At 48.7% G+C, this 13,832-nt stretch carries 14 protein-coding genes; 5 read left to right on the top strand and 9 right to left on the bottom strand.

Features of this window, described 5'->3' with window-relative positions; genetic code table 11:
* Positions 1-367 precede the first annotated feature (367 nt).
* The gene (locus AC1VOR_RS04755; RefSeq protein ID WP_059054249.1) at positions 368-1,762 is read left to right on the top strand and encodes an MATE family efflux transporter; all 1,395 of its coding nucleotides are present in this window, start codon (positions 368-370) and stop codon (positions 1,760-1,762) included.
* Positions 1,763-1,854: 92 nt separating this feature from the next.
* Here AC1VOR_RS04755 and AC1VOR_RS04750 read toward each other — a convergent pair whose 3' ends face one another.
* The 5 genes from AC1VOR_RS04750 to AC1VOR_RS04730 form a co-directional block, all read right to left on the bottom strand.
* The gene (locus tag AC1VOR_RS04750) at positions 1,855-2,895 is read right to left on the bottom strand and encodes a M42 family metallopeptidase (RefSeq protein WP_482616099.1); all 1,041 of its coding nucleotides are present in this window, start codon (positions 2,893-2,895) and stop codon (positions 1,855-1,857) included.
* 28 nt (positions 2,896-2,923) lie between these two features.
* On the bottom strand, positions 2,924-3,322 hold the full coding sequence (locus tag AC1VOR_RS04745; protein ID WP_482616098.1) for a LapA family protein: 399 nt from the start codon (positions 3,320-3,322) through the stop codon (positions 2,924-2,926).
* A gap of 89 nt (positions 3,323-3,411) precedes the next feature.
* Entirely contained in the window at positions 3,412-5,202 is a 1,791-nt protein-coding gene (pepF, locus tag AC1VOR_RS04740) for an oligoendopeptidase F (RefSeq protein WP_482616413.1), read from the bottom strand.
* 260 nt (positions 5,203-5,462) lie between these two features.
* Entirely contained in the window at positions 5,463-5,633 is a 171-nt protein-coding gene (locus AC1VOR_RS04735) for a hypothetical protein (RefSeq protein ID WP_482616097.1), read from the bottom strand.
* Positions 5,634-5,696: 63 nt separating this feature from the next.
* Positions 5,697-5,930, bottom strand: coding sequence for a hypothetical protein (locus AC1VOR_RS04730; RefSeq protein WP_482616096.1), 234 nt, complete (start codon positions 5,928-5,930; stop codon positions 5,697-5,699).
* A gap of 234 nt (positions 5,931-6,164) precedes the next feature.
* Here AC1VOR_RS04730 and AC1VOR_RS04725 point away from each other — a divergent pair, with 234 nt between their 5' ends.
* Positions 6,165-6,362 carry a cold shock domain-containing protein gene (locus tag AC1VOR_RS04725; protein ID WP_018750471.1) on the top strand — a complete coding sequence of 66 codons (198 nt, stop codon included), beginning with the start codon at positions 6,165-6,167 and terminating at the stop codon, positions 6,360-6,362.
* Between the two features lie 152 nt (positions 6,363-6,514).
* Here AC1VOR_RS04725 and AC1VOR_RS04720 read toward each other — a convergent pair whose 3' ends face one another.
* Entirely contained in the window at positions 6,515-7,162 is a 648-nt protein-coding gene (locus AC1VOR_RS04720) for a nitroreductase family protein (RefSeq protein ID WP_482616095.1), read from the bottom strand.
* 101 nt (positions 7,163-7,263) lie between these two features.
* On the bottom strand, positions 7,264-8,460 hold the full coding sequence (locus tag AC1VOR_RS04715) for an MFS transporter (RefSeq protein ID WP_482616094.1): 1,197 nt from the start codon (positions 8,458-8,460) through the stop codon (positions 7,264-7,266).
* A gap of 278 nt (positions 8,461-8,738) precedes the next feature.
* Between AC1VOR_RS04715 and AC1VOR_RS04710 the strand changes: the two genes are divergently transcribed.
* The 3 genes from AC1VOR_RS04710 (at position 8,739) to AC1VOR_RS04700 (ending at position 11,162) form a co-directional block, all read left to right on the top strand.
* Positions 8,739-9,818 carry a tetraprenyl-beta-curcumene synthase family protein gene (locus AC1VOR_RS04710; RefSeq protein WP_482616093.1) on the top strand — a complete coding sequence of 360 codons (1,080 nt, stop codon included), beginning with the start codon at positions 8,739-8,741 and terminating at the stop codon, positions 9,816-9,818.
* Positions 9,819-9,837: 19 nt separating this feature from the next.
* Positions 9,838-10,809 (top strand): 6-phosphofructokinase, encoded by a 972-nt coding sequence (gene pfkA, locus AC1VOR_RS04705; protein ID WP_482616092.1) that lies wholly within the window; start codon positions 9,838-9,840, stop codon positions 10,807-10,809.
* Positions 10,810-10,955: 146 nt separating this feature from the next.
* Positions 10,956-11,162 (top strand): DUF3906 family protein, encoded by a 207-nt coding sequence (locus tag AC1VOR_RS04700; RefSeq protein WP_482616091.1) that lies wholly within the window; start codon positions 10,956-10,958, stop codon positions 11,160-11,162.
* On the opposite strand, the gene AC1VOR_RS04695 is transcribed toward AC1VOR_RS04700, so the two are convergent.
* Together AC1VOR_RS04695 and AC1VOR_RS04690 are read right to left on the bottom strand one after the other, a co-directional pair.
* Positions 11,159-12,535: an MATE family efflux transporter gene (locus tag AC1VOR_RS04695; RefSeq protein WP_482616090.1), complete on the bottom strand. Its 1,377-nt coding sequence runs from the start codon at positions 12,533-12,535 to the stop codon at positions 11,159-11,161. The genes AC1VOR_RS04700 and AC1VOR_RS04695 overlap by 4 nt on opposite strands.
* A gap of 86 nt (positions 12,536-12,621) precedes the next feature.
* Positions 12,622-13,809, bottom strand: coding sequence for a putative glycoside hydrolase (locus AC1VOR_RS04690; protein WP_482616089.1), 1,188 nt, complete (start codon positions 13,807-13,809; stop codon positions 12,622-12,624).
* Positions 13,810-13,832: the final 23 nt, after the last annotated feature.

Genomic DNA, 13,832 nt, shown 5'->3' with positions numbered 1-13,832 from the left:
CAGAGCAAGCCACCTGCCAGCCAAGGTGGTATAATACACGTTGGAGATACGGCTGCCTTGTGTGGTGAGCATGTAAATATCACAATAAATTGTAAACTCTTCGTTAACGAAGAGTCTTTTCTTTGTTGTAGCATTGCCGAAAATGTTAGATTGAGCTTCAATAAAAGTTCAAAAAGTCAGCTTTTCAGCACCGAGAAGGTTGGATGAAGCTAGGGACTGAGAAGCGGAGCGTACGTAGTGGGTACGTGAGCATCGGAAGGCCCAGGTGAATTCAAGATTCGACGCCGAAACTACTTCCTGAATGACTTCGTGATCAAAAGATGACTTTTTGAACTACCTCTATAAACCATGAAAAAGATGTGATTACGTGCTTAGTGCAGCTATTCGAACTAGAACGCATCAATTTGCGGACAAGCATTTCTCTGGCAAATCTATTGATTATCGGCAAATTATTGCTCTTATCATTCCGATTCTGATTGACCAGGCATTCATTATTGGCCTGAACCTGGTGAATACGGCGATGATCAGCTCCTCGGGAGTGGCGGCGGTGAGCGCCGTCAATATGGTAGATTCGCTTAATATTTTCCTGATTAACGTGTTCGTGGGGGTAGCCACCGGGGGGACAGTGGTAGTGGCGCAGTATAAGGGCAGCCGCAATCCCGAGATGGTATCCAAGTCCTCATCAGGTTCCGTAGCCTCGGTATTTCTGTTGGCTTTGGCTATCAGCTTGCTAATTATTGTGTTCCACAATCCGGCCTTGAATTTGTTATTCGGCTCAGCCGCACCGGATGTATTTCAGAATGCCCGATCTTATTTGATCGGTAGCAGCCTTTCCTTCTGTGGAATCGCTGTTGTTGAAGCGGTATGCGGAGTGCTGCGAGGGATCGGGAAATCACGGGCTTCCCTGATGTTATCCTTGATCATGAATTTAACCTACGTATTGCTTAACTTTCTGCTCATTAATTTAGCCGATCTGGGCATCATGGGGATGAACATTGCCGTGAATGTCTCACGATATTTGGCGGCAGCTTGTGCGATCTATTATCTGGTCAAGTTGGATGCTTCCTTGCATATTCGTCTGAGGGATATGGTTCGGGTCAACCTGACCATGCTCAAGAAAATTATGTCCATCGGGATGCCGTTTGCGGCCGAGCAGATGTTCTTCAACGGTGGGAAGATCTTGACGCAAATCTTCATCGTCAGTCTGGGCACCTATGCTATTGCTGCCAACGCTATTAGCTCGTCGCTTGCTATGGTTATTCAGATTCCGGCTAACGCCTTATCCATTGCGATTGTCACCGTGGTGGGGCAATGTATTGGCAGTAAAAATATCGACGATGCTCGCAAGCTCACGCGCTCATTTATTTGGTTGTCTTCTTCAACGTTTATCTTCATGGGCTTGATTGTATTGCCGTTATTCAAGCCTTTGGTTTCATTGTTCCATCCACCGGCTGAGATTGTGGATGATATCTTTATCATTGTACTGATGAACACGCTGATGCAAATTCCACTGTGGTCGATCAGCTTCATTACTCCATCGGCGCTACGGGCAGCAGGGGATGCGAAATATACCTCGGTTGTCTCCATGTTATCCATGTGGCTGTTCCGTGTAGTGCTTGGTTATATTCTGGGGATTGTCTTGCCTTTCGGTGTAATTGGGGTATGGCTAGCTATGGATATTGAATGGGGCATACGCGGGCTGATTTTCCTGAGGCGTTTCCGCGGTCATAAATGGTATCGTCATCGATTGGTGGAGGACTGACCGGACTTATGATATTAAAAAAACCTTGAGGCACCTTGCGTCTAAGTTACGCAGGAACTTCAAGGTTTTTTTGAAATGGAGAGCCGCTGGGGCTACTCGGCAACGTAGGCTGCCAGTAACCGGGCTGTATTAAGCACCGCTTGCTTGTGCGTCCGTTCCATGGCGTGGGAGGCATGGACTCCTGGGCCGATCAACGCGGCGCGGATATTGTTACCACCTCGTAAGGCAGCCGATGCATCCGAGCCGTAATAGGGGTAAATATCGACGGCATGAGGAATATCAAGATTCTTGGCCAATTCAATCAACCGGCTGGTCATTTCGTAATCGTACGGGCCAGAGGAGTCTTTGGCACAAATGGATACCTCTGTCTCCTTGCAGCTTAGATCATCGCCGAGGGCACCCATGTCTACGGCGATCATTTCATGAATCCCCTCGGGAATCCAGGCGGTACCATGACCTACTTCTTCATAGTTGGAGATAAGGAATACCAGATCATGCTTGGGCACCCAGCCTTCTCGCCGACTAGCTTCAAGCACACCGAACAGAGCAGCCACACTGGCCTTATCATCGAGATGGCGAGATTTGATATACCCGCTTGGTGTGATGACAGGGCGGGCATCAAAGGAGATGAAGTCTCCCACCGAGATGCCGAGCTTGAGGACATCGTCTTTATTTTCCACGAGCTCGTCAATCCGAACCTCCATATTCTTCTCCTCACGCTTAAAATCACGGGCATCACTATATACATGCACGGATGGGTGAATGGAGAGAATCGTTCCTGTATAGACCTTGCCACTGCGAGTGTGAATTTGGCAATATTCGTTCTCGATGGCATTCATCATGAAGCCGCCAACGGAGGTCAAGGCCAGGGTTCCGTTGGGACGTATGGCACGTACCATAGCTCCCAGTGTGTCCACATGGGCGCTCAAGGCGATACGCCGAGAAGCATCTTTGCCTGCCAGGGTGAGGATCGCGCCGCCCTTCTCGTTGAAGGAGCAAGGAATCCCAAGTGCATCCGATTCCCGCTGAATCAACGACATGATATGGCGGGTAAAACCGCTGGGGCTTGGTGTATCGAGCAGTTCTTTCAGCAAATTCAACATATAATCTTCATTGGGTTGTATAGAGTTCATCGTTATTCTCCTTTACGTTCATGCAACGTTAGCGATCTTCTTCAACGCTGCCTGCCATGGCATCGGTCTCACCAGCCAACACTTCATTATCGCCTTGTTGAGCCGTCGCCTCGTGATCTGTGGCTTTCTTCTTTTTGCGTTCATGCTTCTCCGGCTCCGGGAGCACATAGCCGGTTGCATCCTGAATATGTACAAGCTTGGCCTGTAGGCTCTTGACTTCCCGTTGCAACCGATATCCACGGTAAATGCCAAAGGAACCAACGATGATGCCGCCGAGCAGCGTACTACCCAAGATGAGCAGGATCAAGGGCAAGCTGACCGATCCGAACAACAAATTGACTTGAACCGGATTTACGTTAATCACAGCGAACACTGCCGTAATCAGGGCGAAGATGAGTGCCATAATTAGGGACCATTGAATTTTCATGAGGAACACCTCCTTCTAGGACAGTATAAAATCCCTCGTCCGTTTGGAGCAAGGGATTTTACGGAATCGGGTCCAAAGCCCCGCTTAGCTTATTGGGTCAGCTCTTCAATTTGCTTAATGACGTCTTCGAATACGCTCATGGCTTCGCGAATCGGCTCCGGTGAGGACATGTCAACGCCGGCCTTCTTCAGGATATTAATCGAGTAATCGCTGCCCCCGCTCTTCAAGAAGCCCAGGTAGCGGTCTACGGCAGGTTGGCCTTCCTCCAGAATTTGCTTGGAGAAGCTGGTTGCCGCCGAGAAGCCGGTGGCGTATTTGTAGACATAGAAGCTGGTATAGAAGTGAGGAATCCGTGCCCATTCCATTTCGATATCCTGGTCAACGACCATACTCTTGCCGTGATATTTCACATTCAGATCATAGTAAATCTTTGAAAGCTCCTGTGGAGTCAAGGATTCGCCGGCTTCGGCCCGCTCATGGATGATCTTCTCAAATTCGGCGAACATCGTTTGCCGGAACACGGTCGTACGGAATTGATCCGCATAGTAGGTGAGCAGGTACAGCTTTTGCTTCGGATCGGTCGATTTTTTGAGTAAATAATCCATTAACAACGCTTCGTTGGTTGTTGAGGCAACCTCGGCCAGGAAAATAGTGTATTGGGCATCCCGATATTTCAATGCTTCGTCCGAGAAATAGGAGTGCAGGGCATGACCCATCTCATGAGCGAGCGTAAACATGCTGTTCAAATTATCGTTATGGTTCAGCAATACATACGGATGGGTACCATAAGCGCCCCAGCTATAGGCTCCTGTACGTTTGCCATCATTCTCATAGACGTCGATCCAACGATCCTCGAAGCCGGAACGAAGTACATTCAAATAGTTCTCGCCCAATGGCTCCAGACCTTCGACGACCATCTTCTTCGCATCATCGTAAGTGATGTCCCATTTATATTCCTCAACCAGAGGAGCGAACAGATCGTACATATGCAATTCATCGACGCCGAGCAGCTTCTTGCGCAGCTCCATATACCGTTGCAAGAGCGGCAGGCTCTCATGAATGGTATCAATCAGATTGGTGTAGACTTCCTTCGGAATGTTATCGCCATAGAGAGACATTTCAAGTACGGACGGGTATTTGCGTACCCGTGAGTAGAACATATTTTTGTTCACGTTGGCACTTAACGTAGAGGCGATCGTATTTTTTTGCTTGCCATAAGTCTCGTAAACAGCCTTGAAAGCCCGCTCGCGCACTTCACGGTTTGGGTTTTCAAGGAATTGGATGTAGCTGCCGTGAGTCAAATCCACCTCTTGCCCGTTCTCATCCTTGATCTTCGGAAATTTCATATCGGCATTGTTAATCATGCCAAAGATTTGTTGTGGCGCTTGAGACAGATTGCCTACCTGCGCGAGTAAGGCTTCTTCCGTCTTGCTCAGCACATGGGCTTTCTCGCGCTTGATCTCTTGTAATGTGAAACGGTATGCCGCCAGGGTGGGATCATCAATGAATTGATCTAATTGCTGATTCGGCAACGCCAGAATTTCCGGCGTAATAAAGGATAAGGCTTCGCTGAGTTCAACGCTTAACTTACGTGCCTTCTGCACCAGCGCTTGATATGTAGGGTTGGTAGTATCCTGATCATGATTCAGATGGGCATATACGTACAGGCGCTCGATATTCAGAGACAACTCATCCTCAAGCTCGAAGACAGCTTTGATGTTGCCCGCCTGATCTAGTTTGCCCTCAAATTCGCCAGCCTTGTCTTTTAACTTCTTCAACTCATCATATGATTTGTCCCACGCTGCCTGATTGGCAAACAGGTCCTGCAGCTTCCATGTGTTGTCTTCAGGTACTTCGGAACGTTTTAATACTTTGCTCATGGGAATCCTCCTTTGATTTGCTTCATTCAAATAATGGGGTTCATTGGAATCTGTTAGTATAGGCCGCTCGGCAGCCGCGCTGCGAGGGAGCGGAATTACCAGCAAGCAACCGCATAGCAGGAGCAGACTGGCTCGTTTGATTGTTGCACTTGTCATACTAGAAAACCTCCTGGTCGGACATTTCTCTAGTATGACCGCAGATGGCAGGGAATATTTGTCGCTACTACCGTGCGCTTGATACTGCGGCGAACAGGCCGTAGCTAGGCGAGAAAGCTATAAATGATCAGCCCGAAAGCTAAGGCAATCATTACGATGCTTGTGATTGCCAGCCCACGCCTGAACCGGGGCTCAATCCGGTCTTTGCTCATAATGAGCACTACACCCAAGGCAAAGGCGCAGATGATAAAAATAAGAAGGCTAGAATTGTACATAAAAAGTAGCTCCGTTTCGGGTAGAATGATAATTCGGAACGCAGAAGCGGCCCTTGTTCACGGTTATACCTGCTTGAACGCCGCTATGATGCCTTCCCACTCCGCTTCGTTATCCGTATATTCCTCCTTGGGGAAGCGACGCTTGACCCAATCCATCAAGGCTGGACGGCTGAGGAAGGTGTGTGTTTCCTCTCCCCATTGGTCGGAAATTTCGCGGAGAACGATGTATTTGCCCTGGACCTCGACGGTCATCATGTTCCACTTGTCTTTTTTGTATATTTCGTGTTTTTTGATCATCGTTTATTGCTCCAATCTTTGACTTCGCGTACTTGCGCGAGGACCCGAATAATAGGTCATATTTGTATGTAAAATGATAACTCACACCCCCCAGGAAAGCAAATGAAACCGTGCGTTTAAGCGCCTTCCTGACCCTTGAATTTTTAGGTTAATGTCACGTTGCATTGTCAGCAGGCATAGAGTATAATATGGTTATTCGCCAATGATGGCGATTATTTTTAGGAGGTTGTTCATTTGAAAGGTACAGTTAAATGGTTTAACGCAGAAAAAGGCTATGGCTTTATCCAAGTTGAAGGTGGCGAAGATGTATTCGTACACTTCTCAGCAATCCAAGGCGACGGTTTCAAGACATTAGAAGAAGGCCAAGCCGTAGAATTCGAAATCACTGACGGCAACCGTGGTCCTCAAGCTGCTAACGTAATCAAATTATAAGATCACTTCCGGCAACGGATCACTTATAAAGTTTGGTTTCAGGCGCGATATTGAAAGGCACAGCCCTGCAAGGGCTGTGTTTTTTTGTGTTAATCTGGGTAACTGACTGGTGGCCCAAGTCCATCTCCATTACATAGAAGCAAAGGGTCGTCTTAATCGACGACCCTTAAGATGTCTGCAATTTCTTTCCGGGCAGGGGCCTTAGGCGTAACGGCGGGATGTCCCAGAGCGATGACCATGTTAACTCCCCGATCCGCGGGAATGTCCAGATATTCACGCAGCCGGTCTTCGGCCAGCAATACGGGTCCGGTCATGGGACAGGTGGCAAGTCCCTTGGCATGAGCCGCCAGCATCAAGTTCTCAGCGGCAAGGCAACTGCTCTTCATTCCTTCTTCCTCCCAAACCTCAGGAGCGGCAAAGTTGAGGGGATCAAAGATCCTTTCGCGGAATTTAGAGGTATAAGGGGTAGAGAGACAGATGACCAAGACAGGGGCTTTGGAAAAGGCAGTGGCATACGGTCCGAAGGACTTGAGCAGTAACTTGCCTTCCCGTTCCAGTCCCTGTTCGGTGGCGAGTGCAGCTCTCTTATGCAACTGTTCCCAGGTGAAATCCTCAATATATTTAATCTTCGCAGTGTTCGTAACTACAATAAACTCCCAGGTTTGCGAGTTGGTATCACTTGGCGCATAACGGGCACAATCGATCAATTCCTCAATATCGGCGAGGCTAACGGGCTCCTCCGTAAAATCACGTACACTTCTACGGCTTGTCAGCATGTCGCGAAACCGTGCAAATTCCATCCAGTTCACCTGCTTTATTATTATTGTTACCAGGTACTATCATCTGATATTAATCATTATAAAGGATGTGTAGTGCTTTGAACAGCCAGAGTGCGTATGTACTAAGATTTACGGGACATTCCCGTGGACTTGGCTGCATCCGGGTGGCGGATGAAATAACGGCTGGCAAAGCCAATAAAGGCCAGCAGCGCGGAGGCCATGGCTACCAGATAGAAGGTGGTGCGGCCAGATTGTTCAAAGACAAAACCGCCGAAGGTGCCGCTAACTAATCCGGACAGGCTGGACCACATAATCGTATACAGGGCCATGCCGGTAGCGCGAAATTGATCCGGAATCAACCGGGTTAACATCCGGATAGCCGTCACATAGAAGATGCCAAAGGTAATTCCGTGCATCGCCTGAATCGCCAGAATGCCGTACACCGAATCCGTCAGGCCCATGAGCAAAAAGCGGACTGCGAAGAGCAGGCTGGAGAACAGTAGTAGTGGTAATTCCTTATACTTCTCGCCATGGAAACTTAGATATATGAAAATTGGAATCTCTGACAACGCCGAGGCTAACATGGCCCAGCCGATAATGCTCTCTTCTGCTCCCAATTCCTTTAGCGTAATAGACAGGAAGGGTTCGTTCATCCTCATGCCAATGGCCAGGAAGAAGATGCACCCCAGGAACCATAGAAGCTCCTTCTGCCGCAAAAGTGCCCAGATGCCGGATAAATCGACTTTGGCTACAGGGGCGGAAGGATCGTCTTTCACAAATAGCACCAGCGTCAGCGCCAATGTGGCGACGGCAATAGATACCCACATCATGTTCGAGATGCCCACCCAGGCCAGAACATATCCAATCAGCAGGGCGAAGGCAGCGAAGCCGAAGGAACCAAACACCCGAATCGAGATGAAATTCCGATTCTGTCTCTTGGCTGTTGAAATAACGATGGTGTCAGATAAAGGGAAAACCGGGTAAAAGAAAAAATAAAATAAAGTGATGACCGCCATGATCGCGGAAAATGTGGTGGAGACCGATAGTATAAACGTTAAGCTGATCTGACCGATAAGTAGAATAAGGAGAATTTTCTTAATCGTGCGGAACCGGTCACTGGCCAGGCTCCACAGCAAATTGGAGATCAAGGAGATCATCGGCCCGAGTGCGTATAGCAAACCGATCTGGCTGTTGGTGAAACCAAGCTGGGCGTAGTAGAGCGGAAAATAGGACGTTACAAGGACGATCGTTCCGTATATAGTGAAGGTAAAGGCACGGAGCCATTGCACGTCCCGGCTCATCGTCGGTTTTGATTTCATGTAGAATTCATAACTCCATTCTCAGTAGGAAGTCTTTGCTGCCTAGGCTCAGGTAATTGATTGGTACGCAGAGGTCAGCTATGATTGCTAGTATACCAGAAATTTCAGGCAGGGCGGGGTAGAGTTTTACGGTCTGTTGACGAATGAACGTTATACTAAGGTTATTAGAATTCCAACGGGTTTTGTGATTTTGTTTATTTGTACAAAAAGTTGGATCATATTATAATATAGAATGGTTTTCAGTTAAGGATATTTAACAACGTAGTGGAGGCAAGCCATTGATTGAACTTGAGCAAAGCCGAAACCAGTTTCCGAAAGAGCCGATCAGGCTAATGAGCCGGGTTTACAAATTTATATTGCCAGATGTGCGTCAGGCATTGAATGGTTGGAGGAAGGATGCCGAGGCGATTCCTGATCCGGAGCTGCGAAAGCAGGCGCTTGCCAGCATTGCGACGAAGGAATTCCACTGTCAGGGCGGGGCTGTGTATGCAGCCGCGAATCTGCCAATGCGCCACGTTCTAATTCCCCTTATCGTTGCGTTCCAAACCATTAGCGATTATCTGGACAATTTATGTGACCGGAGCACCTCCAAGGATGCGGAGGATTTCCGTTTGCTGCATCAAAGCATGCTGGATGCGGTGAATGATTCTGCGGAATTGCGCAATTATTACGCACTGCGCGAGGAGCAGGATGATGGAGGTTACCTGCATCGCCTGGTGATGACCTGCCGCCATCAAATTACACGGTTGCAGGGTTACCCGGCAGCCATGCCACATATCGTGGATTTGGTAGGGCTGTATACTGACTTGCAAGTGTACAAGCATATTGATCCCAAGCAACGTGAAGCCAAGCTGTTGGAATGGTGGACCCGCCACGAACACCGTGCCCCTCATCTGAAATGGAATGAATTCGCAGCGGCAACAGGCTCTACACTAGGCGTGTTCATGTTATTTCTGGCTGCGAGTCATGCTGATCTGGATGGAAAGAGCGCGAAGATTATCCATGGCGCCTATTTTCCTCATGTTTGCGGACTACATATTATGCTAGATTACTTGATCGACCAAGAGGAAGACGAATTAGGCGGGGACTTGAACTTTTGCAGCTACTATGACAGCAAGGAAACGATGCTGGGAAGAATCACGTTGATTGTCGAAGGAGCGCGGCGCGATATTCGCAAGCTGCCTGCCTCCTCATTTCATAGGATGATCATTGAGGGCTTGCTGGCTTTGTATTTATCCGACCCCAAGGTCAGTCAGCAGGAAGAAATTCGCGAGGTATCCAAGCGGCTGATGCGGAGAAGCCCGTTGATGCGGTTATTCTTCTTCGCAAACAGCCGTTGGATTCGCAAGCATCTTTAAATTTATAGGAGGAATTATCATGTCAGCAGTGAAAAAAATTGCAGTTCTTACAAGTGGGGGAGACTCCCAGGGCATGAATGCCGCCGTTCGTGCGGTTGTGCGCAGCGGTTTGTTTTATGGCGTAGAAGTCTTCGGTATTCAACGGGGGTATCAAGGGCTGCTTAATAACGATATTTTCTCGATGGACATTCGCAGTGTAGGGGACATTATTCAACGTGGCGGCACGATACTTCAATCCGCTCGTTGTCTGGAATTCAAGACGCCGGAAGGCCAGCAGCAGGGAGCACAAATATTGCGTGAACGCGGTATTGATGGCCTGGTCGTTATCGGTGGCGACGGCTCCTACCATGGCGCTGAGAAGCTGAGCAAGCTGGGCATTAAGACGATGGGTCTGCCAGGAACCATTGACAACGATATTTCCTTTACTGATTACACCATTGGATTTGATACGGCAGTTGGTATTGTTGTCGATGCTGTTAACAAACTGCGGGATACCATGTCCTCCCATGAACGGGCTTCTGTCGTGGAGGTTATGGGTCGCCATGCTGGCGATATCGCCCTTCATGCCGGTTTGGCTGCGGGAGCAGAGACCATTCTGATTCCGGAAGTTCCATTTGATCTGAACGAAGTAGCTGACCGGATGCGTCAGAATTTTGATAAAGGTAAACGCCATAGCATCGTCATTGTAGCAGAAGGTGTAGGCCGCGGTGAGGATGTTGTACAAGCTATCAAGCAACGCCAACCTTCGCTGGAGCCTCGCGCAACAGTACTCGGTCATATTCAGCGCGGTGGTTCACCAACTCCATTTGACCGTAATTTGGCCAGTCGTCTTGGCGACTTCGCTGTACGCAGCTTGATTGCTGGCGAATCAAACAAGGCTTGTGGCATGATTGGTGGAGAAATGATATTGACCGATATCGAAAAGGTCGTATCCACCAAAAAGACGTTTGATATGGATATGTACAACTTGGCATTGCGTTTATCTCAATAAAAGTGTCATTAACAAAATGAACCGGATCAGATAAGGGAAATATCCCTTGCCTGATCCGGTTTTTATTTTGATATTCAGAAGGGATATGGCCGGGTGTGCTCGAATTTGCTACAATTCAATACAAAGTAAACAAAGGGGGAAACCATATGTATCTATACCGTCTTGAGGGGGAAACATCGGCAGGGTTGCTGGCTATCGTCATTGCCGCAGAAGGAGAGGAGCAGGCCTTCGCCGCAGCAGAGGAGCATATGCAGCGGCATTTTCTGCCTGCACCTGAAGTACTGGAGTTAACCATTGTGGAGAAAAAGCGAATAACACCCGGGTCGGGTTATGTCATTCAGCCCGGCAATTAAGAAGAAGCCGAGGCTGATGTGTCCTGTGATTTGACCAGTCTGCGTTGAATAATGACCAGGCGGTGTAGCAGTAGGACGGCAGCGATAGCGAGCCCCGTAATGAGTCCGATCCAGTAGCCGTAAGGACCTTGAGTGGTATAGTTAGCCAGTACAAATCCCAGTGGAAGGCCAATGATCCAGTAGGCCAGCAGAGAGATCCAGAAGCCGGGGTTGACATCCTTATAGCCACGCAATACTCCTTGTGTTGGGGTGGCAATGGCATCAGAAATTTGAAAGAAGATGGCATAGATCAGAAAATGCTTGATCAAGGCAACGACATTGGGCTCGCTGGAGTATAACCCTGCCACACTTTCCCTAAATACCATCAGCAAGAGTGCGCTGACCAAGGATAGAATAGCTGCGCCACTTACGCCCATCACGGCATATTGGCGGGCGTCCTTCAGTCGTCCGGCTCCAGTCTCGAAGCCGACGAGAATAGTCAAAGCCAGACAGATGCTTAATGGAATCATGTACAATGTCGAGGCGAAGTTATTGGCTGCCTGATGCGCGGCAATCGTGACCGTATCAAAGCGGCTCATCAGCAGGGTGACGGCGGCGAAGACGGCGGTTTCGAAGAAGATGGCAAAACCGATAGGGACTCCAATATGCATCAGTTCCCGCCATTTAGTCCAAGAGATACGATGCCATTTGTGGAATATGCCATATGAGGCAAACGGCTCGCTACGATGTACAATCCATACAGCAATCAGAAAGATGACCCAGTAGGTAAAGGCAGTGGCAATACCCGAGCCGATGCCGCCCAGCCTTGGAAAGCCGAAACGTCCAAAGATTAGCAAATATCCAACGCCTACGTTCACTGGCAGTGAGACCAGGGTAATGAGCATGGACATCCGGGTTTGCCCCAACGCGTCGATAAAGGAGCGTAGCACAATATAGCCGAATAGGGGAACGATGCCGGTAGAGATGGCCACAAGAAAATAGTGAGCAACGTGATGTACCTTTGGCTCAAGACTCATGGTATTCAGCAAAGGTGTAATGATTAATGCTCCTATGATTAATACAGCCAGGCTAACGGCAATGGACAGCCAGAGTGCTTGAACGACATGGTAGCCGACCTTGTCCCTCTGCCCTCCACCGACTAATTGAGACACGATGGGTGTAATACCCATAAGAATTCCGCTCAGCCCGGTTTGCACGGGAATCCAGAGGCTGGCCCCGATGGCTGCACCAGCGAGATCGGCCGGGCTGGCGTGGCCCGACATCATGGTATCGAAGAAGGTCATTAATGACATCGTGACCTGTGTAATTAGAATAGGGATAAGGATGCGCAGAAATTGTCCGTATTTTTGCTTGCGGGAATAGGTTTCTTTCATAATCACTAAGCTCCGATCTTGAATTGAAAGTTAATGACACACCAAACCCGGGCCTCATAGCCCGGGTTGGACGGCTGTACGATCTATTATTCGTAAGAGACGCCGGGAGTATAGCGGTTGGTCGCGTTCCATAGCAGAAACTCTTCGACCTGCATGTCCCGGAGCGCCCGAATTTGCTCTTCAATCTCGTGCTTGCCGTATTTAACATAATTGCCTTTGCCTAGCCAGCTTGCTGTGAAATCCTGAATCCATGGCCGGATAATCGGTTGCTCCTCACCGAGTTCTTCAAGCTTGGTCTGAGTGTCCTGAACGGCGCCCTTAATGGTCTGGTAAGGCGCTTTGTCCGGCACCTTGGACCCAAACCATCCGGTGGTGTAGTGGCTGGGATAAATCATGGGACAGATGACATCAACATGATCTGAGATCTTCACGAAATCCTGGCCGATGCCTTCTGCAGCGGGAACGGATGCCGCATAACCAAAGATATCGACGGAGATACGAACACCCAGCGGTTCCAGTTCTTCCTTGGCTATCTTCACGAACTCGGAAACGGCATCAACCCGGCTTGTATTGTTGCTTGTATATTTTAACGAATCAGCCCGCTTCTCAAAGCCTTCAGGGAAACGCACATAATCAAATTGAATTTCCTTGAAACCTAATTTAGCGGCTTCCTTCGCCAGCTCAATGTTGTAGTCTCGCACTTCCGGACTATAGGGATTGACGAATTTATCTCCGTTGTTGTTGCTCCATACGGAACCATCTTGTTTGCGGAAGGAATATTCAGGATGCTTCTCCGCCAGGATGGTATCCTTGAAGACGACAATCCGGGCAATAGGATAAATCTCATGTTTCTCTAGTCGGGCCATCAAGGCCTGAATATCACGAATGAACGGCTGGGGTTTGCCGAGCTCCATTAAAGTGGGATTTTCCGTCTTATAGGTGATATAACCCAAATCATCTTTAATATCAATGACCATGGCATTAAGCTCTGTTTGATCGACAAGCTCGACGAGCTCATTCATACGTGAGCCGCCAGCGCTGTAGGCCGTGACGTAAATTCCCTTGACCTTGGGCGCATCTTGCTGCAAGCTGCCCTTCAGGTCGGTAGGTAATATAGGATGATCGGGATCTCCTTGAGCCAAATTGGCATTGATAGTCTGATAGATAGAAGGCCATATTGAAGCCGCTGATTCTTCTTGGGCTATTGGCTCTTGTGCAGGGCTTCCATGACCCAGAGTCAAAGTCAGAAGAAGTAAGGTCCAAACAATGTTCATGTTATCCGCTCCCTCGTATGCAT

Source organism: Paenibacillus sp. 1SOY10 (assembly GCF_056836745.1).
This window is presented reverse-complemented; position numbering and strand designations above follow the sequence as displayed.

Excerpts from the sequence above, each read along its gene's own strand:
- AC1VOR_RS04750 (WP_482616099.1), bottom strand. The coding sequence starts at position 2,895 with ATGAACTCTATACAACCCAATGAAGATTATATGTTGAATTTGCTGAAA.
- AC1VOR_RS04745 (WP_482616098.1), bottom strand. The coding sequence starts at position 3,322 with ATGAAAATTCAATGGTCCCTAATTATGGCACTCATCTTCGCCCTGATT.
- pepF (WP_482616413.1), bottom strand. The coding sequence starts at position 5,202 with ATGAGCAAAGTATTAAAACGTTCCGAAGTACCTGAAGACAACACATGG.
- AC1VOR_RS04735 (WP_482616097.1), bottom strand. The coding sequence starts at position 5,633 with ATGTACAATTCTAGCCTTCTTATTTTTATCATCTGCGCCTTTGCCTTG.
- AC1VOR_RS04730 (WP_482616096.1), bottom strand. The coding sequence starts at position 5,930 with ATGATCAAAAAACACGAAATATACAAAAAAGACAAGTGGAACATGATG.
- AC1VOR_RS04720 (WP_482616095.1), bottom strand. The coding sequence starts at position 7,162 with ATGGAATTTGCACGGTTTCGCGACATGCTGACAAGCCGTAGAAGTGTA.
- AC1VOR_RS04715 (WP_482616094.1), bottom strand. The coding sequence starts at position 8,460 with ATGAAATCAAAACCGACGATGAGCCGGGACGTGCAATGGCTCCGTGCC.
- pfkA (WP_482616092.1), top strand. The coding sequence starts at position 9,838 with ATGTCAGCAGTGAAAAAAATTGCAGTTCTTACAAGTGGGGGAGACTCC.
- AC1VOR_RS04700 (WP_482616091.1), top strand. The coding sequence starts at position 10,956 with ATGTATCTATACCGTCTTGAGGGGGAAACATCGGCAGGGTTGCTGGCT.
- AC1VOR_RS04695 (WP_482616090.1), bottom strand. The coding sequence starts at position 12,535 with ATGAAAGAAACCTATTCCCGCAAGCAAAAATACGGACAATTTCTGCGC.
- AC1VOR_RS04690 (WP_482616089.1), bottom strand. The coding sequence starts at position 13,809 with ATGAACATTGTTTGGACCTTACTTCTTCTGACTTTGACTCTGGGTCAT.